We start from the raw sequence: 18865 nt of genomic DNA, 5'->3' as shown, positions 1-18865 counted from the left end.
TGTCTCCCTCAGATTTCGTCAGCGAAGTGTTTCATGACCAGACGGATCGGGTTCGGGGCCGCCTGCCCCAGACCGCAGATCGAGGCATCGCCCATGACCTGACACAGGTCTTCCAACAATTCCTGATCCCACTTTTCGGCCTGCATCAGTTTCACCGCCTTTTCGCAGCCTGCTCGGCATGGGGTGCACTGACCACAGCTTTCATCTTCGAAGAACCGCAGCATGTTCAGCGCGGCATCGCGTGCGGTGTCCTGATCGGACAGAACCACCACAGCGGCGGATCCGATAAAGGTGCCATGTGGTTGCAGCGTGTCAAAGTCCAATGGGATATCGTCCATTGACGCGGGCAGCAGACCCGAGGACGGACCGCCCGGCTGATACGCTTTGAAGGTCTGACCTTCGATCATGCCGCCAGCGGCCTCAATCACGTCCAATATGGTCGAACCCGCAGGCAGCAGGTAAACACCCGGCTTGGCCACCCGCCCCGAGATTGAGTAGCTGCGCAGACCCTTGCGACCATTTTTTTCGACAGAGTTCAGAATCTGCGGCCCTTCGCGGCAGATCTTTGAGACCCAATACAGCGTCTCGACATTGTGCACCAAGGTCGGACGATTAAAGACCCCAACCTGCGCCACAAACGGAGGACGGTGACGCGGCAGGCCCTTCTTACCCTCGATCGACTCGATCATCGCGGATTCTTCACCGCAGATGTAAGCACCAGCACCCCGGCGCAGGTCAATGTAACCCTTTTCGACGATCCCGGCCTCTTCCAACGCGGCAATCTCGCGGGCGAGGATTTCCAGCACCGCCGGGTATTCATCACGCATGTAGATGAAGCACGTCTCTGCCTCGACCGCCCAAGCGGCGATCAGCATACCCTCAAGGAAAACATGAGGCGCACGCTCCAGATAATAGCGGTCTTTGAAGGTACCGGGCTCGCCCTCGTCACCGTTCACGGCCAGATAGCGGGTGCCTTCGTTCATGCGAACAAAGCCCCATTTCTTGCCGGAAGGGAAACCAGCACCACCCAGACCGCGCAGGCCTGAGGACAGAATGTCTTCTTGTACTTTCTCCCAGTCGCCGCTCTCGCGCAGCTCTTTCAGCTTGGCGTAGCCACCGTTTGCCTCATAAGCAGCAAAGGTTTCGTATTCGGGTAGATGGGCGTGAGTATCACCGGCGGCAATTGCAGCCTGCACCTTTTCAGGGGTCGCATGGTCGATGTGGTTGTGACCAATCTCAAGCACCGGGGCCGTATCGCAACGCCCCATGCAAGGCGCGCGCACCACACGCACTTCGGATGCATCCAAGCCATCTTCCAGCGCCTTCTGCAACTGCTGGGCACCGGCCATTTCGCAGGACAGAGAGTCACAGACACGGATCGTCAACGCGGGCGGAGGCACCTCGCCTTCTTTCACCACGTCGAAATGGGCGTAAAACGTCGCGGTCTCATAGATCTCGGCCTGACCGATCCGCATCTCAACCGCCAGCGCGGCGATATGGTCGGCGCTGATATGGCCGTGTTCGTCCTGAATCAAATGCAGGAATTCGATCAACAGATCGCGACGGCGCGGGCGGTCGCCCAGCAGGCGCGCGATCTCGGCCTGCGCCTCATCCGTGAACTGACGGCCTTTGGGCGTATGCCGCCCTTTGCCTTTACCTGACTTCCAGACGCCCTTGGGTGCGCCTGATGGCTTGGTATCTAATGGTGCCATGATGCCCTCCGATTAAGGCTCCGTGTTTCATCAGAATAGCATATCGTCAAATCGCTTATCGCTATCGCACGATAACGACACCTTATCACCGCAAAGACGTCACCACGGCGCGCAAAGCCCCAACCGTTGGCAATTCCGGGTCTCGGCTTAAGGTGGCCAGACAAATCGGTTTACTTACAACAGGATCGACCAGAGGCAGCACTTTCGTTCCCTTTAGATCGCCCAGCGCCCGAACCAGAACGCGGGGGACAACGGTGGCTGCCAGCCCTTCACGCGCCATGACCATTGAGGCAGTAAAGCCACTGGTTTCGGCGACCACTTGAGGGTGGAGGCCCTGCTCGGCAAAGATACGGTCCAGAATGCGACGGTTCTGCATCTGCGGCTCAAGCAGGCTGAGTGGAAACTCGGCGACCTGTGTCCATGGGATCGGCCCGATTTCTGCGGTCATATGTGATGGGATCAACAGCACGTAAGTCTCTTCGTACAACGGCTGCACCTGCCGCAAGTCGGTGCCAATGCTGTCGCCATAGGTGATCCCCGCATCCAGACTACCCTCGTCCAACCGGTGCTGAATGGACGAGGCCGACATGGTTTCGATCCGTGTGACAACGCGCGGATGCGCCTGATGCAGCCGCTTGATCAGCCGTCCGGTGAAGGCAATCGCGGTTGGGATTACGCCCAGTTTGAGTGTCCCGGTAATCTCACCCTTCGAGGCCAGAACCTGCTGTTCCAGCGCCTTTGTGTCATCCAGAATGCGCCGCGCGCGCTGGACGATCATCTCGCCTTCTTCAGTCAGACCCTGAAACCTGTTGGCGCGGCGCACGATTGAGACACCCAGCCGATCCTCGAGATTCCGAATGCGCATGGAAAACGCCGGCTGAGAAATCCCGCATTCTTCGGCCGCCTTGGCAAAATGACGATGCCGCGCCAGAGCGTTGAGCAGTTGGAGGTCACGGATTTCGATCATTTGGAGTTTTCTCGGATGGCATGTTGCAAATTACACTATCGAGGTTTGGGCCAAAGAGAAAAGCGTGAGTATGTGGAGGGCGCACGGTCAGCGTACACTTATTCAACCGGAGTTCTGAGCCTGCTGTTCAAGGAAAAGGCGACCCGCCTTGCAAGCATTTCAACCGGCTTGAGACTTGATCCTCTTTCGAAAGCGCCATCCTTTTGCGCCCAAATATCAGACCCACACAGATGAAGTACCATCGAAAGAACCATGGGGCGACGATCGCCAATCCACCAACCCCCAGAACCGTTGAGGCCATTGCGCCAATCACGCCAGCGTTCTCAAGTAGCCAGACGCAGAAAATACCAACAGGGATCATGGGTAAAAAGAACCAAACCCATAACGTTCCAAATGTAAAAAAGCCCATAACAGGCACTTTCTTCGCAACTTTCAGTGCCCAAGCTTCATGGCGTGTGAAACGCAACTTCAGAGAGTGGGCCATCCTTCCAACAAGAGTGGAACAGTGAAGCGCAGTCTCATCAATCTCTGCCATGAAGTCGAGGTGTCCTCAGGTGTTGAACAAGAAGTGCATCACATCGCCGTCTTTGACGATATAGCCCTTACCTTCGGCCCGCATCTTACCCGCCTCTTTCGCGCCCTGTTCGCCATTGGCGGCGATATAGTCGTCATAGGCGATCGTCTCAGCGCGAATGAAACCTTTTTCGAAATCGCCATGGATCACACCAGCGGCCTGTGGCGCAGCGGTGCCGGTGCGGATGGTCCAGGCGCGGGCCTCTTTCGGGCCGACTGTGAAATAGGTTTCCAGCTTGAGCAGGTCATAGCCGGCACGGATTAGACGGTCGAGGCCGGGCTCTTCCAGACCCATTTCTTCTAGGAACATCTGCGCCTCGTCTTCTTCCAGCAGGCTGATCTCTTCTTCGATCTTGGCGCTGATGATGACGTGAGAATTGCCCTGCGCCGCGGCCATCTCGGCCACGCGGGCGGAATATTCGTTACCCTCGGCGGCTTCTTCCTCGGACACGTTGCAGACATAGAGAACCGGTTTCGTGGTCAGCAGCTGAAGCATCGTCCATGCCTTGGCGTCTTCGTCAGAGACTTCGACCAGACGCGCGGGTTTGCCGTCTTCCAGCATCGCTTGCGCCTCGGCCAGCAAGCGTTCCTGCTGCTGTGCCTCTTTGTCGTTGCCTTTCAGCTTGCGCACCAGATTGGCGCGGCGCTTTTCGATGCTTTCCAGATCGGCCAACATCAACTCGGTCTCGATGGTATCAGCATCGGCCACAGGATCGACGCGGCCGTCCACGTGGGTCACATCGCCATCTTCGAAACAGCGCAGCACGTGGGCAATAGCGTCGGTTTCACGGATATTCGCCAGAAACTGGTTGCCCAGCCCCTCACCTTTCGAGGCTCCCTTTACCAGACCGGCAATATCCACAAAGGTCATGCGCGTCGGGATGATTTGCTTGGAGCTTGCGATGGTGGCCAGCTTGTCCAGCCGGTCGTCGGGGACGGCCACATCGCCCACATTGGGTTCGATCGTGCAGAACGGGAAATTCGCCGCCTGCGCAGCTGCGGTTTTGGTCAGCGCATTGAAGAGGGTCGACTTACCCACGTTCGGCAGACCCACGATTCCCATTTTAAAGCCCATGACGGCCTCCTGCATAGCATTCGAGCGCAGCTTCTATGCAGGTCGGGCACAATGCGCAAGCCAGCGGGCGCATTAGGTACGCAAGGGCGTTTTGACAACACAATTGATTGTCACGGCTTTGTGCGCTTGCTCACATTGAAATGAGAGCACTAGAATCACCAATTAGCAATTTAGAAAAATTGAATAGTGAATGCTGACATGAGATCTTTTGTTCTTGCCCTTGGGGTTCTTTTCGCCGCGACCTCCGCACACGCGCAATCAGTTGTCTTCGGTGCCGGATATGCAGATTTTTCCGAAAGTGACGCAAAAGACCAGGCCGCCTTTTCGGTCGAATACCATCACCGCCCTTTCTACGAGGCGACACGCCTATCCGCGACATGGGGCGGTGCGCTGACCGTGGACGAAGCCGGTGACGTCCATGTGGGTGCTGGCCTGATCGGTACATATACCTTCGCAGAACGCTGGTTCGTAGAGGGCAGCGTCATGCCCGGCTATTTCTCTGAATCAGAGGAACTGAACGACCTGGGCGGCAGTTTCCAGATCCGCAGCCTGTTGGGCGTCGGTTATACGCTGAACAGCGGCAACAAAGTCTCGGTGGCGATTACGCATAAATCCAATGCAAGCACGCAACAGGAAAACCCCGGCGTCAATTCCGTGTTGCTGCGATACCACCTTGCGTTCTAGGGGCTGCGCTGCGAACCGGGATTGATTTCCCCTCAAAGTTTCTGCACATCAGGTCTGAACCTGATTGCAAGGACAGCTTATGACCCGTATCGACGCCAAGTTCGCCGCTCTGAAAGAACAGGGAAAGAAGGCGTTCGTCGCCTATATCATGGCCGGTGACCCGGATTTCGAAACCTCGCTTGAAATCGTAAAGGGCCTGCCTGGCGCAGGTGTCGATGTCATCGAACTGGGCCTGCCCTTTACCGATCCGATGGCAGACGGCCCGACGATCCAAGCCGCCGGTCAACGCGCACTGGACAGCGGCATGACTTTGCAGCGGACTTTGGATCTGGCCCGAGCGTTTCGCGAAACCGATGACACCACTCCGATTGTGCTGATGGGCTACTACAATCCAATCTACAGCCGCGGTGTCGAAAAATTTCTTGCCGATGCCAAAGAGGTCGGAATTGACGGTCTGATCGTTGTCGACCTGCCGCCGGAAGAAGACGAAGAACTATGCCTGCCTGCACAAGCTGCAGGTCTGAACTTTATCCGTCTGGCCACGCCAACCACCGATGACAAGCGCTTGCCCCGCGTTCTGCAGAACACATCGGGCTTCGTATATTATGTGTCAATCACCGGCATTACCGGTGCAGCCGAAGCCCAAGCCACAAATGTTGGCCCCGAGGTAGCACGCATCAAATCCGCAACCGATTTACCCGTGATCGTCGGGTTCGGGATCAATACACCTGAAAAATCACAGGCAATCGCAACTGTTGCCGATGGTGCCGTGGTTGGCTCTGCTATCGTTAGCCAGATCGCTGCGGGCAAGCCCACCGGCGAAGTTTTGGATTTTGTGAAATCTCTGGCTGACGGCGCCCACTCGGCCTGAGTGAGGCCTGATCAATTTTCGACGCGGTCGGCCCTGTCCGACCGCGTTTTTTGTTGCCCGGGGAAACACGGCGTTGCCTCGCAACGTCCCAGCGTTGCGACGGCCTCAAATGGTTGGTAACAAACATCAACAATACTGCGAAGGCCGAACCTCATGCCCGTCATTACCAATATCGACGACCTGAAACGTATCTACGAACGCCGCGTGCCGCGCATGTTTTTCGACTATGCCGAAAGCGGCAGCTGGACCGAACAGACCTTCCGAGACAACAGCTCGGATTTCGAAGATATCAGGCTGCGCCAGCGGGTCGCCGTGGACATGGACGGGCGCTCGACCGCATCGCAGATGATCGGGCAGGATGTTGCGATGCCGGTGGCTCTGGCCCCTGTTGGCCTGACAGGCATGCAGCACGCGGACGGTGAGATGAAGGCCGCAAAGGCTGCCGAGGAATTCGGCGTGCCCTTCACCCTGTCGACCATGTCGATCAACTCGATCGAGGATGTCGCAGGGCATACAAGCAAACCCTTTTGGTTTCAGCTTTATGCAATGAAGGATCAGGATTACGTCGGTCGCCTGATCCAGCGCGCCAAGGATGCCAAATGTTCCGCATTGGTGATCACCCTGGACCTGCAAATTCTGGGGCAGCGCCACAAAGATCTGAAAAATGGCTTGTCCGCGCCTCCGAAACTGACAGCCAAGACAATCGCAAACCTCATGACCAAATGGGCTTGGGGGATAGAAATGCTGGGCGCACATCGGCGCGAATTTGGCAATATCGTTGGTCATGCCGAAGGCGTTTCTGACGCCTCATCGCTGGGCGCGTGGACGGCCGAGCAATTCGACCCCAGCCTCGATTGGAAAAAGGTCGAAAAGCTGATGGAACAATGGGGCGGCAAGGTGATCCTGAAAGGCATTCTGGATGCCGATGACGCAAAGATGGCGGCTAAGCTGGGCGCCGATGCCATCGTTGTTTCGAACCACGGCGGGCGACAGTTGGATGGAGCGCTCAGTTCGATCCGCGTTTTGCCTGAAATCATGGACGCCGTTGGTGATGACGTCGAAGTCCATCTGGACAGCGGCATCCGATCCGGGCAGGACGTTCTCAAGGCGCTGGCGCTTGGGGCCAAGGGCACCTACATCGGTCGCGCTTTTGTCTATGGGCTGGGTGCGATGGGCCAACAAGGTGTCACGACTGCGCTGGATATCATCCACAAAGAGCTGGATACCACGATGGCCCTGTGCGGCGAGCGGGATGTGAGCAGTCTTGGTCGTCACAATCTGCTGATCCCCGAAGGTTTCGGCGGCCGATGGCAAGCCTGATCTCGCAAGACCTTCCAGCAAACTATGTTAAAGGGGGCTCTGCCCCCACCGCAGCAAGCTGCGATTCCCCCGGGATATTTTCTGCCAGATGAAGCAGGGGATCCGATCTTCATCTGGCCCCAAATATCCCGGAGCGCGAGGCAGAGCCTCGCAAAGTATGAAGACCCCTAAAAACCGCTTTCCAAACCTGACAAATCAAGCTAAGGACGCGGCTTCACGCGGGTATACAGCCTTGGAGGATGCCCGCCCTAACATTGGAGAATTATCATGGCTGGAGAGATTCCTGATCTCGTAGCTCTGGAACGGACGGGGACAGGCAAGGGCGCCGCTCGTCAGGCACGCCGCGACGGCATGGTTCCGGGCATTGTATTTGGTGGCGACAAAGAACCGCTGCCGATTCAGATCCCGTTCAACGAACTGTTCAAGCGCCTGAAAGCTGGCCGGTTTAAGTCGACCCTTTGGAACCTGAAGGTTGAAGGCCAGGAAGACGTCCGCGTCATCTGCCGCGACGTTCAGCGTGACGTCGTCAAAGACCTGCCGACTCACCTGGACCTGATGCGCCTGCGTCGGACCACTAAGATCGCGCTGTTCATCCCGGTTGAGTTCGTCAACGAGGAAGAAGCACCCGGCATCAAAAAGGGCGGCGTTCTGACGGTTGTCCGTCCGGAAGTCGAACTGCTGTGCACCGCAGGTGATATTCCTGAGAAGATCACAGTTGACGTCGCCGGCATGAACATCAACGACGTCGTCACCATTTCGTCTGTCGACTTGCCCGCAGGCACCAAACCGACCATCGACCGCGACTTCGTTATCGCGAACGTTTCCGCACCGACCGGTCTGGTAACGGATGATGACGAAGAGGGTGAAGAGGGCGAAGTGGCCGCAGACGAAGTAGAAGTCGTCGGTCAGGAAGCCGAAGAATAAGTTCAGGTTTCAGTACCTTAAATTTGAAACGGGGCTCCTTTGGAGCCCCGTTTTTTTGTCGAATGCGGATCTTCGCACTAGCTTGCCGCCGGCACCAGCATTCGCTCTGGCGGGTTGAAATCACAGCCCTTACAGACCAAGCGCGCCTCACCTGCAGCTGCTGGTGACAGGCATTGGCAGACGAAGTCTCACTGGAATTCCGATCCAATTCGGGGCATGAGGAAGCAAGTCGTACAATGACGCGCGGAGCAGAACCATGAAACTATTTGTCGGACTGGGCAATCCGGGGCAGAAATATGCCCGGAACCGACACAATATCGGCTTTATGGCACTGGACAGGATTGCCGGCGATCACGGTTTCGGCCCGTGGAAATCAAAGTTTCAGGCAGAAATCGCCGAAGGGCGGTTAGGCTCGGAAAAGGTGCTGCTGGTCAAGCCGCAAACCTTCATGAACCGCTCGGGTCAATCCGTGGGTGAGGCCATGCGCTTCTATAAGCTGGGCTCGATAGATGTGACCGTTTTTCATGACGAGCTGGATCTTGCGCCAGGCAAGGTACGCGTCAAGGCGGGTGGAGGTCACGCGGGCCACAACGGATTGCGGTCGATCCATGACCATATCAGCCCGGCCTATGATCGGGTTCGTTTGGGCATTGGGCATCCGGGTCGTAAAGAACTGGTCTCGCCTTATGTCCTGAGTGACTTTGCCAAGGCAGATTCGGATTGGCTTGAAGACGTCTTGCGGGGGGTTTCCGACGGCGCCGGTCATTTGGCAGATGGCGATGGTGGCAAATTCATGAACGCGGTCGCATTGCGCACCGCACCGCCACGGTCATCAAAAACCGCTGCGGCCTCCTCGAAATCGGTCGCTGCAGCTACGCCTGAACCTGAGGCGGACACCAGGTCCGCCATGCAAAAGCTGATGGACAAGTTCAAGTAAGGCCAACGATGTTGCCGCTACGTCTCAATTGCGAACTGCGCCAGTCCGCGCTCCAATGCACACCAAAAGCGGGAGGTAACATATGCGAACCCTGATGAAATGGGTGCTGCGCATCGTTTTGATGTTGGTGTTGGCGGCGGTGGTTGTTGGCTTTTGGAAGCGGGAAGAGATTAAGCGCCTGATGGCCGTGAACTCTTTGTTTTCCGAAGAAAAGATCATTCACAACTTCTCTCACATGGATGACGCCTTCCTGACTGTCGACCTGCCAAGGGGGGAAGGCGCGACATTCGAACTGCCCTACGGCCCCGGTTTTGACCTGCCCGAGGGCACGGACAAATGGATCGAAGACCGGGCCGTAACCTCTCTGCTGGTGATGCAGGACGGGCAGATCAGGTTCGAAGAATACTATCTGGGGACCGCCCCCGAGGATCGCCGGATTTCCTGGTCGGTCGCCAAAAGCTATCTGTCTGCCCTGTTCGGCATCCTGATGGCCGAAGGCGCCATCGACTCGCTGGACGATCCAGTGGTCAAATATGCCCCGAAACTACAGGGGACGGCCTATGACGGCGCGACGATCCGCAATGTTCTGAACATGGCCAGCGGTGTGACCTTCGACGAGGATTATCTGGACTACAACTCCGACATCAACCGAATGGGTCGCGTCGTCGCCCTGGGTGGACAGCTGGATGACTTTGCCGCCTCGCTGAACGAAACGTTCGTCGAGCCCGGCGAGACATGGCAATATGTCTCGATCGATACCCACGTTATCGGCATGGTTGTTCGCGGTGCGACGGACCGGTCTGTGGCTGACTTACTGACCGAAAAGATCATTGAACCCTTGGGTCTTGAACGCGGCGGTTATTATGTCACCGACGGCGCTGGCGTGGCTTTCGTCTTGGGCGGGTTGAACTTCACCACTCGCGACTTTGCCCGGTTTGGACAGATGATCCTGCAAAACGGCGAACATAATGGCCAGCAGATAGTGCCCGCTGAGTGGATTGCGGAATCTGTCTTTCCCAGCGCCCCGACCAAAGCCGGAGAGATCGGCTATGGCTATCAGTGGTGGATTCCCGTCGGCGCACATGAAGGAGAGTTTCTGGCCCGTGGCGTATATGGCCAATACATCTATTTTGACCAACCGCGCGGTGTTGTTATCGTTTCAACCGGGGCTGATCGCAGTTTCCGTGACGATGGCGTCAACGAAACAAATATAGAAATGTTCCGCACAATCGCTCAAAGCCTGTAAGGTGTGTCCATGCAAAAACTGGACAGCATAAACGTTCTGGGGGGCGCCCTTGCCCCCTGCTCTCGCGATCCTCTGACCGGTTTTTTCCGGGACGGGGCCTGTAACACCTGCGCCGAAGATCAGGGCAGTCACACGATCTGCGCGGTCATGACGGCCGAGTTTCTGGCCTATTCCAAGTATGTTGGCAATGATCTGAGCACACCGCGCCCTGAATTCGACTTTCCCGGTCTCAAGCCCGGTGACAACTGGTGCCTGTGTGCCGGGCGCTTCCTGCAGGCCCATGACGAAGGCTGCGCGCCCAAGGTTGATCTGGAGGCCACGCATCAGCGGGCGCTGGACATCGTCCCTATTGGAATCTTACGCGAAAATGCCGTCGAACCTGATTGACCTCAGGGGTAAAAAGACATCAAAGAAGCCCGCCAGCCGACACTTTGTTTAGCAAGCGCGAAACCGTCAAAAAAAACGAGGTAGGCTATGAGCTTTATCGCCATGAACCGCTTCAAAGTCCGTCTGGGCAGCGAAGCCGATTTCGAATCCGTTTGGAAAGACCGCGAAAGCCGGTTGAAAGAACTGCAAGGATTTCAGGAGTTCCGCCTTCTGAAAGGCCCCGAGGGCGACGGGTATCGGCTGTATTCCAGTCATGTGATCTGGGACAATCGCAGCGATTTCGAGGCCTGGACTAAATCCCAACAATTCCGGGATGCGCACAAAAACGCTGGCAACGGCAAGACGCAGTCGGCTCTTATGGGACCACCTCAGTTCGAGGGGTTCGAAACGGTTTTGCATCAGAACTGATCAATCCATGTCGCCAACACCGGATTGATGATTACACGGCGCGCGCCAGATAGCTGCGCGATGTGCGCGAGGGCGGACCAGTTGGAAAACTGTGCTCCGCCTCCAGCAGCCACCCCGCATCTTTTAACATCCTTGCCACCTGTTGCGGTCTGTACGACCGGTGACGCCATTGAAGCCAGATAATCGCGTTGCACCAGTGCGGTTTGCTGACGACCAGCCACAGCTTTGCTTCCTGCGCGGCCTGTTTCAGCATTTTCCCGGATGGCTCGAGCAGAGTGACCCGCCCTTCGGGTTGAATGACTGCACGTGCCTCGGCAAAAGCGCCTGTCCCGCAGCCCACATCCAGCCCGTTCCGGCCTAAATCATCTGTAGAACCGATCGACAGAAACCCCAGATAGGCATCAAAATAGCCCAGCAGACGCATCTTATCCGCCCAGCCAGGGGCCGCGGCATCGTATTTTTGATCGAGTCTTTCTGAACTGGACACGTCTTGCATGCCCACCAGCGTGGCATGAAACACCCGGGACGCAAAGCCCCGGGTAATCGTTAGCCAGCCGTACGGCCTTCGGTGTCGGACATATCAAAGTTCAGGTATTTGGCGACCGTCTGAACGTCCTTGTCCCCGCGGCCGCACATGTTCATGCAGATCAGGTGATCCTTGGGCAGTTCAGGCGCGATCTTCATGACATGCGCCAAAGCATGGCTGGGCTCGAGCGCAGGGATGATACCTTCGGTTGCACAGCACAGCTGGAACGCTTCCAGCGCCTCTTTGTCGGTGATCGAGACATAGTTCGCGCGACCGATGTCATTCAACCAAGAATGCTCGGGTCCAATGCCAGGGTAATCCAAACCCGCTGAGATAGAATAGCCTTCGAGTATCTGGCCGTCATCGTCCTGCAGCAGGTAAGTGCGGTTGCCGTGCAGCACACCCGGACGACCACCGGTCAGCGAGGCGCAATGCTCCATCTTTTCGTTCACGCCCTTACCACCGGCTTCGACGCCAATGATGTTGACGCTCTTGTCGTCAAGGAACGGGTAGAACAGGCCCATCGCATTCGACCCACCGCCGATGGCGGCGATAAGCGTGTCGGGCAAACGGCCTTCGGCCTTTTGCATCTGTTCCTTGGCTTCCTTGCCGATGATCGACTGGAAATCACGCACCATCGCCGGATACGGGTGCGGGCCCGCCACGGTACCGATGCAGTAGAACGTGTCGCGCACATTGGTCACCCAATCGCGAAGCGCGTCGTTCATCGCGTCTTTCAGCGTGCCACGGCCTGAGGTCACCGGAATCACCTCGGCACCAAGCAGGCGCATACGGAACACGTTGGGCGCCTGACGCTGCACATCGTGCGCGCCCATGTAAACGATGCATTTCAGGCCGAATTTGGCGCAGACGGTAGCTGTCGCCACACCGTGCTGCCCTGCCCCGGTTTCCGCGATGATCCGGGTTTTACCCATGCGCCGCGCCAGAATGATCTGGCCCAACACGTTGTTGATCTTATGCGCCCCCGTGTGGTTCAGTTCGTCGCGTTTCAGATAGATTTTCGCGCCGCCCAGATGCTCGGTCAGGCGCTCTGCGTAATACAGCGGCGAGGGTCGACCCACATAGTTCGCCCACAGATCGTCCATCTCGGCCCAAAAGGTCGGATCATCCTTGGCCTTCTCATATTCCTCTTCCAGCGACAGAATCAGCGGCATCAGCGTTTCGCTGACAAACCGTCCGCCGAAGATGCCAAAGCGGCCCTGTTCGTCGGGACCGGACATGAAGGAATTGAAAAGATCGTTGGCCATGGGTGTCTCCCTCGTCGTACCCGTTGTTCATAGGAGGTAGTGGATGGTTTTGCCATGGCAAAACGTATCATTTCGCGGGTCTGTACCGATGCTTCCATATCCGCAGGGCCTGTTCTTCGGTCGGCACCGCGATGCATGAGAAATGATGGAAGTCATGCGTGATGGACAACCGGTCCGATGCCTCAAGAACGCGCCTGTGTGGTCCCGAATGGGCAAATGTCAGCATGGCCTCGGCGTCTTGCCAAACACTGAGTGAAAAGTAGAGCCCACCGTGAGGGAACATCTGCGCATGCTCGCATAATGGATCCCCTCGCGCCTGCTTCAACGCTTGCCCGGCCCGCCAAAAGAACTCTGGCGCGTTGTACCAATGTTGCAGGGAAACCCCACCAATCGCTGCAATCATCTTTGTTCCTCCCCAGCGTTATATACGGGGGAGGTCAGCGATCAGATCAATGAGCGGCGGATACGAATTCAGAAATCTTAATGGTATCTTTAACTCCCGGCGCGCTTTCGACGCCCGAAGACACATCGACTTGTTTTGCGCCGGTCATGCGGATCGCTTCGGCGACGTTGTCCGGCGTAAGACCTCCGGCCAGCATCCATGGCTTTTGCCAGTATTTCCGGCCGGCCAACAGCCGCCAATCAAAGGCCAACCCATTCCCGCCCGGCAGTTCGGATGTACGCGGAGGTTTCGCGTCGATCAGCAACTGATCTGCAACCTCGGAATACAGGTCAATTGCGCTCAGATCCTCGGCCTCGGCAATGCCGATTGCTTTCATCACCGGCAAGCCAAACCTGTCGCGAACCTCAGAAACACGCTGCGGTGTTTCTTTGCCGTGCAGTTGCAACATGTCCAAGGGCACGCTTGCGACGACGCGGTCCAGCTCCTCGTCCGTCGCATTCACGGTTAGGGCAACCTTGGCCACGCCTGCCGGCACCAGCTGTGCCAGTGACGCGGCTGCATCAATGGCCAGATGCCGTGGCGACTTTGGAAAGAAGACAAACCCGACATACCGCGCGCCAGCATCAGCCGCAGCGCGCACGTGATCAGGTGCGGTCAGCCCGCAGATTTTAACAGCTACGTTCGTCATAAAGGTGCCTTAGCTGGCTTCGTCCAGCAGAGCCAGAACGTCGTCCTTGCCCTCATTCTGCTTTTTCTTGAGCTTTTTGACCTCACGCTCAAGCTTGCGCACTTCGCCTGTTTTGGTCGAGGCATCGCGGCGATGCTTATGTTCGCGCAGCCATTCCCAAAGGAAGCCGATGATCAGACCGGCTACAACGCCGCCCAGCACCACAAGGAACAAAGGCAGGGTCGTGGCGAGGTTGAAACCCAGCAGCTCGGCCAGAGCATCCGGCATTAATTTCAGTTCAACCATCTGGCGATTGGCCAGCGAGATCGACACAAGAACGATCCCGAGGATCGCCAGGAAAGCATATCGAAGGTAACGCATCATGGTGTCAGGCTTTACCGTTCAATCGGTCCCTTAGCAACTTACCAGTTTTGAAGAATGGAACACATTTTTCTTCGACCTGCACGGTCTCACCCGTACGAGGATTGCGGCCAACACGCGCGTCCCGTTGTTTGACCGAGAACGCGCCGAAGCCGCGCAGTTCAACACGGTCGCCACGCGCCATGGCATCTGTCACTTCTTCGAACACGGTATTCACAATCCGCTCGACATCACGCTGATAGAGATGCGGGTTTTCGTCGGCGATTTTCTGAATCAGTTCTGAACGGATCATGAGTGTTACCCTCCCAGGCGACCGGTTAACCATGTCTATACTTCTGGACAGTATAGGAAAAAACCGTGATCGGGGGAATGTAAACTCTGTGTGCAAAGCATTCATTTTACAGAAAAGTCGTGCGATTTTTTGCTTGTTCGCGCAATTTCCGCTCCTAAAGCGTGAACGACTGCCAAAATAAGCCCAAAATTCGGAACATATTGATTCGCAACAAAAACGGCCCCGCGCGTCTGCACGGGGCCGCAATTTCGTCTGGAATTCCAGCCTGAGCTTAGTCGCCGGATTTCAGCGCTGCACCCAGGATGTCGCCCAGCGATGCGCCCGAGTCGGAAGAACCGTACTGTTCCACGGCCTCTTTCTCTTCGGCGATCTCACGTGCCTTGATCGACAGACCCAGACGACGAGTCTTGCTGTCGACATTGGTGACGCGGACGTCGATCTTGTCGTTGACCGAGAAACGCTCGGGGCGCTGCTCTGCGCGGTCGCGCGACAGGTCGGAACGACGGATGAAGGACTTCATGCCTTCGTACTCGACCTCGATGCCGCCATCTTCGATCGCGGTGACTTCGACAGTGATGATCGAACCACGCTTCACGCCGCCCACGGCTTCGGCGAACTTGTCACCGCCAAGGGCTTTGATCGACAGCGAGATACGCTCTTTCTCGACATCCACTTCCGAAACGACAGCCTGTACGACGTCGTTCTTGTGGTAGTTCTGGATGGCCTCTTCGCCACGTTCGTCCCACGAAAGGTCGGACAGGTGAACCATGCCGTCGATGTCGCCTTCGAGGCCAATGAACAGACCGAATTCGGTGATGTTCTTGACTTCGCCTTCGACTTCGGTGCCCTCGGGGTGTGTTTCTGCAAACACTTCCCACGGGTTGCGCATGGTCTGCTTCAGGCCCAGAGACACACGACGCTTGGCGCCGTCGATTTCCAGAACCATGACGTCAACTTCCTGGCTGGTCGAAACGATTTTGCCGGGGTGGACGTTTTTCTTGGTCCAGGACATCTCGGACACGTGCACCAGACCTTCGACACCAGCTTCCAGCTCGACGAACGCGCCGTAGTCGGTGATGTTGGTGACGCGACCCTGATGAACCGAGCTCAGCGGATATTTGGCAGCAACCAGATCCCACGGATCTTCCTGCAGCTGCTTCATGCCCAGGCTGATGCGGTGGGTCTCTTTGTTGATCTTGATAACCTGAACGTTGATGGTTTCACCGATCGTCAGGATCTCGGACGGGTGGTTCACACGGCGCCATGCCATGTCGGTGACGTGCAGCAGGCCGTCAACGCCGCCCAGGTCAACAAACGCACCGTATTCGGTGATGTTCTTGACCACGCCTTCGACGGTTTGACCTTCGGTCAGGTTGCCAATGACTTCGGCACGCTGTTCGGCACGCGATTCTTCCAGGATAGCGCGACGCGAAACAACGATGTTGCCACGACGGCGGTCCATTTTCAGAATCTGGAACGGCTGCTTCAGACCCATCAGCGGGCCAGCGTCGCGCACGGGACGGACGTCAACCTGCGAGCCGGGCAGGAACGCAACTGCGCCACCCAGATCGACGGTGAAGCCACCTTTGACGCGACCAAAGATTGCACCTTCGACGCGCTGGTCGTCGGCATATGCTTTTTCCAGACGATCCCATGCCTCTTCACGGCGGGCCATCTCGCGCGAGATGACGGCTTCGCCACGGGCGTTCTCTGCGGCGCGCAGGTAGACTTCTACCTCGTCACCAACAGCGATTTCAGGAGCTTCGCCGGGATTCGCGAATTCTTTCAGATCAACGCGGCCTTCCATTTTGTAGCCAACGTCGATGATGGCTTGGCCGGCTTCGATCGCCAGTACCTTGCCTTTGACAACAGAACCCTCTTCGGGCGTGTCCATTTCGAAGCTTTCGTTCAGGAGGGCTTCGAATTCCTCCATGGTTGTATCAGCCATCTGGCAGTGTTTTCCTTTACATACGTTTTTACTGGCCGAGCGGTTGTCTCCGCCGGTCTTGTTTCATGGTGTCATCGGACGTGATCCGGTGCGCCCCTGAGCAAACAAACACAAAGGGCCGAGGTGACCCGGCCCTGCTCAGTAACGTCATCCGGACGTTGACCGCCCTTGTGTTGACAGCGCGCGTATATGCGGAATTCCCGACATGTGCAAGAGGAAAGCCTTGATATACAGGGCATCGGACGCCGTCACACCCGGCGCGACATGTCCCAAACGTGCCCGTCCCGTTGCAACATGGATTGCTCAATCGCATTCAAACGCAAATAGGCATCATCGGGATCATGCGCGCCGCCTACCTTATGCCAAATGCGCAGAGCCGAGGCCGGGCTCCACGGCAGACAAGCCGAGGCAAGCCACCATCGCAATTCGGCAGGCAAAGCGTCATAGGCCTGCATTGGCGATCCCGTCCGCCGGCGACGTTTGATCCGGCTACGCAGGTTTCGGTTCTTTCTGCGGTCAGTCATTGTGCGCCCCGTTCATCGGCGCGCACGAATCTAGACTGTCAAATGTCAGTGGATATCGCCATGCTCGCTCGATCATTTTGCTATGTTATTACATTTTCTTAATCCGTTTACAACCGCTCTCGTTAGGCGCATTGCCCGCTTCCTGCGAAGAATGTCGTGTTTCGAACAGCAAAGTCTGCACCAATTGCGAAGCTTTGAAAAAGTCGGAGGATCTCATGCGTCAAGACCTGAACTTTCTCGTCATCATTTCAGACGAACACCGCAAGGACGCGATGGGATGCGCTGGCCATCCGATTGTCAAAACGCCCAATCTGGATGCACTGGCCGCGCGCGGCACGATGTTTCAGTCCGCTTACACACCCTCACCCATGTGCGTACCCACACGGGCGGCGCTTGCGACCGGAGACTGGGTTCACACGACAGGAAACTGGGACAGCGCAACCCCCTATGACGGGCACCCGCGCAGCTGGATGCGGCAGGTGCGTGACGCAGGGCGCGAAGTCGTCTCTATTGGAAAACTGCATTTCAGGTCCAACGAAGACAACAATGGCTTCTCGCAGGAAATCTTGCCGATGCACGTGGTCGGAGGTGTCGGCTGGGCCGTTGGGCTTTTGCGCGAAAACCCACCAGACTATGATTCGGCATCCGAGCTGGCGGGCGATGTCGGCGTCGGGCCCAGCACCTATACCGATTACGATCTGGACATTACCGCAGCAGCCGAAGCCTGGCTGGCCGATCCCACACGCCAGGACAAACCCTGGGCTGCATTCATGTCGCTGGTCAGTCCGCACTACCCCCTGACTTGTCCCAAGGAATGGTACGACCTTTACGATCCAGCTCAGATGGATTTGCCGGTCGGGTATGGCAAAGGGCTGCCGGATCATGAAGAGCTGCGCAACATCGCCGCGTTCTTCAACTATGACGAATATTTCGACGAACAGAAAATGCGCGAGGCGAAAGCGGCTTACTATGGCCTGACCTCATTGATGGACGATTGCGTGGGGCGGATCCTGAAAGCCTTGTCCGACAGTGGTCAGGCCGAAAATACGGTCGTGATCTATGTATCCGACCACGGTGACATGATGGGGGATCAGGGGTTTTGGACCAAACAGGTGATGTATGAGGCCAGTGCAGGAATTCCGATGATCGCGACCGGACCGGGTATCCCGTCGGGGCGACGTGTCACCACATGCACCAATCTGACCGATATTGCTGCAACCGCCCGGGGCGTCTGCGGCGTCGATGACGACGAAGGCAACGCGGGTCAACCAGGTTTGTCTTTGATCGGATTGTCCAATGCGCCGGACGACCCCGACCGAACCGGGTTCAGCGAATACCACGATGGCGGGTCAAGAACCGGCAGTTTCATGGTGCGATGGGGCAAGTGGAAATACGTCTACTATGTTGGTCAGCCCCCGCAATTGTTCGACCTGTCAACCGATCCGCAAGAACAGACCAACCGCGCGCAGGATCGGGTAAATGATCCGCAGGTTCAGACCGCGCTGGTCGAAGGTGAACGCCGTCTGCGCGAAATCTGCGACCCCGAAGAGGTCAACGCCCGCGCCTTTGCCGATCAGCGCAAGAAAATCGAAGACCTGGGCGGAGAAGCAGCCTGCCGCACGGCCTTTGTCTTCAATCACACACCCACCCCGTCCGAGCAGGAAAAGCTACGTGAAGGCCCCGCGCTTTAGCGCAGGCAATTTGCATTTCTCCGGTGGATCCTTGGTCCGCACAGCGCAGTTCAATGCTGCC

21 protein-coding genes are annotated in these 18865 nt (G+C 57.0%); 9 read left to right on the top strand and 12 right to left on the bottom strand.

Annotation, left to right across the window (positions count from 1 at the left end):
* Positions 1-8 precede the first annotated feature (8 nt).
* The 4 genes from AC2FIS_RS17620 to ychF all read right to left on the bottom strand — a co-directional run bounded on the left by AC2FIS_RS17620 (position 9) and on the right by ychF (position 4327).
* Positions 9-1712 (bottom strand): NAD(P)H-dependent oxidoreductase subunit E, encoded by a 1704-nt coding sequence (locus tag AC2FIS_RS17620; protein WP_496774674.1) that lies wholly within the window; start codon positions 1710-1712, stop codon positions 9-11.
* An 85-nt stretch (positions 1713-1797) separates the two neighbouring features.
* Positions 1798-2679, bottom strand: a complete 882-nt coding sequence (locus AC2FIS_RS17615; RefSeq protein ID WP_496774672.1) for a LysR family transcriptional regulator — start codon at positions 2677-2679, stop codon at positions 1798-1800.
* A gap of 127 nt (positions 2680-2806) precedes the next feature.
* On the bottom strand, positions 2807-3040 hold the full coding sequence (locus AC2FIS_RS17610; protein WP_496774670.1) for a hypothetical protein: 234 nt from the start codon (positions 3038-3040) through the stop codon (positions 2807-2809).
* A gap of 189 nt (positions 3041-3229) precedes the next feature.
* Positions 3230-4327, bottom strand: coding sequence for a redox-regulated ATPase YchF (gene ychF / locus AC2FIS_RS17605; protein WP_109312571.1), 1098 nt, complete (start codon positions 4325-4327; stop codon positions 3230-3232).
* A gap of 198 nt (positions 4328-4525) precedes the next feature.
* Between ychF and AC2FIS_RS17600 the strand changes: the two genes are divergently transcribed.
* The 8 genes from AC2FIS_RS17600 to hmuQ all read left to right on the top strand — a co-directional run bounded on the left by AC2FIS_RS17600 (position 4526) and on the right by hmuQ (position 11104).
* Complete coding sequence (locus AC2FIS_RS17600) at positions 4526-5011, top strand: acyloxyacyl hydrolase (RefSeq protein ID WP_058273182.1); 486 nt, start codon at positions 4526-4528, stop codon at positions 5009-5011.
* 79 nt (positions 5012-5090) lie between these two features.
* Positions 5091-5882, top strand: a complete 792-nt coding sequence (gene trpA, locus AC2FIS_RS17595; RefSeq protein WP_496774669.1) for a tryptophan synthase subunit alpha — start codon at positions 5091-5093, stop codon at positions 5880-5882.
* 153 nt (positions 5883-6035) lie between these two features.
* Positions 6036-7202 carry an alpha-hydroxy acid oxidase gene (locus AC2FIS_RS17590; RefSeq protein WP_496774667.1) on the top strand — a complete coding sequence of 389 codons (1167 nt, stop codon included), beginning with the start codon at positions 6036-6038 and terminating at the stop codon, positions 7200-7202.
* Between the two features lie 267 nt (positions 7203-7469).
* Positions 7470-8126, top strand: a complete 657-nt coding sequence (locus AC2FIS_RS17585) for a 50S ribosomal protein L25/general stress protein Ctc (protein WP_496774665.1) — start codon at positions 7470-7472, stop codon at positions 8124-8126.
* Between the two features lie 256 nt (positions 8127-8382).
* Positions 8383-9063, top strand: a complete 681-nt coding sequence (gene pth, locus AC2FIS_RS17580; protein WP_496774663.1) for an aminoacyl-tRNA hydrolase — start codon at positions 8383-8385, stop codon at positions 9061-9063.
* An 82-nt stretch (positions 9064-9145) separates the two neighbouring features.
* The gene (locus AC2FIS_RS17575; RefSeq protein WP_496774661.1) at positions 9146-10309 is read left to right on the top strand and encodes a serine hydrolase domain-containing protein; all 1164 of its coding nucleotides are present in this window, start codon (positions 9146-9148) and stop codon (positions 10307-10309) included.
* A 9-nt stretch (positions 10310-10318) separates the two neighbouring features.
* On the top strand, positions 10319-10696 hold the full coding sequence (locus tag AC2FIS_RS17570) for a DUF2237 family protein (RefSeq protein ID WP_496774659.1): 378 nt from the start codon (positions 10319-10321) through the stop codon (positions 10694-10696).
* A gap of 87 nt (positions 10697-10783) precedes the next feature.
* The gene (hmuQ, locus tag AC2FIS_RS17565) at positions 10784-11104 is read left to right on the top strand and encodes a heme-degrading protein HmuQ (RefSeq protein WP_496774657.1); all 321 of its coding nucleotides are present in this window, start codon (positions 10784-10786) and stop codon (positions 11102-11104) included.
* A 31-nt stretch (positions 11105-11135) separates the two neighbouring features.
* On the opposite strand, the gene AC2FIS_RS17560 is transcribed toward hmuQ, so the two are convergent.
* The 8 genes from AC2FIS_RS17560 to AC2FIS_RS17525 all read right to left on the bottom strand — a co-directional run bounded on the left by AC2FIS_RS17560 (position 11136) and on the right by AC2FIS_RS17525 (position 17113).
* On the bottom strand, positions 11136-11600 hold the full coding sequence (locus AC2FIS_RS17560) for a class I SAM-dependent methyltransferase (protein WP_496774656.1): 465 nt from the start codon (positions 11598-11600) through the stop codon (positions 11136-11138).
* Between the two features lie 50 nt (positions 11601-11650).
* The gene (trpB, locus tag AC2FIS_RS17555; protein WP_496774655.1) at positions 11651-12898 is read right to left on the bottom strand and encodes a tryptophan synthase subunit beta; all 1248 of its coding nucleotides are present in this window, start codon (positions 12896-12898) and stop codon (positions 11651-11653) included.
* Between the two features lie 67 nt (positions 12899-12965).
* On the bottom strand, positions 12966-13301 hold the full coding sequence (locus tag AC2FIS_RS17550; protein WP_496774653.1) for a hypothetical protein: 336 nt from the start codon (positions 13299-13301) through the stop codon (positions 12966-12968).
* Between the two features lie 46 nt (positions 13302-13347).
* On the bottom strand, positions 13348-13989 hold the full coding sequence (locus AC2FIS_RS17545; RefSeq protein ID WP_496722326.1) for a phosphoribosylanthranilate isomerase: 642 nt from the start codon (positions 13987-13989) through the stop codon (positions 13348-13350).
* A 9-nt stretch (positions 13990-13998) separates the two neighbouring features.
* Positions 13999-14349: a lipopolysaccharide assembly protein LapA domain-containing protein gene (locus tag AC2FIS_RS17540; RefSeq protein WP_496774739.1), complete on the bottom strand. Its 351-nt coding sequence runs from the start codon at positions 14347-14349 to the stop codon at positions 13999-14001.
* A gap of 7 nt (positions 14350-14356) precedes the next feature.
* Positions 14357-14641, bottom strand: coding sequence for an integration host factor subunit beta (ihfB, locus tag AC2FIS_RS17535; RefSeq protein WP_037310872.1), 285 nt, complete (start codon positions 14639-14641; stop codon positions 14357-14359).
* A gap of 271 nt (positions 14642-14912) precedes the next feature.
* Positions 14913-16589: a 30S ribosomal protein S1 gene (rpsA, locus tag AC2FIS_RS17530; RefSeq protein WP_113791620.1), complete on the bottom strand. Its 1677-nt coding sequence runs from the start codon at positions 16587-16589 to the stop codon at positions 14913-14915.
* Between the two features lie 248 nt (positions 16590-16837).
* The gene (locus tag AC2FIS_RS17525) at positions 16838-17113 is read right to left on the bottom strand and encodes a DUF6525 family protein (RefSeq protein WP_496774652.1); all 276 of its coding nucleotides are present in this window, start codon (positions 17111-17113) and stop codon (positions 16838-16840) included.
* A 215-nt stretch (positions 17114-17328) separates the two neighbouring features.
* Here AC2FIS_RS17525 and AC2FIS_RS17520 point away from each other — a divergent pair, with 215 nt between their 5' ends.
* Positions 17329-18804, top strand: a complete 1476-nt coding sequence (locus AC2FIS_RS17520; protein ID WP_496774650.1) for a sulfatase family protein — start codon at positions 17329-17331, stop codon at positions 18802-18804.
* Positions 18805-18865: the final 61 nt, after the last annotated feature.

Source organism: Ruegeria sp. CDSB113 (assembly GCF_059611045.1).
The sequence above is the reverse complement of the archived record's forward strand: the minus strand, read 5'-3'. Positions and strand labels throughout refer to the sequence as shown.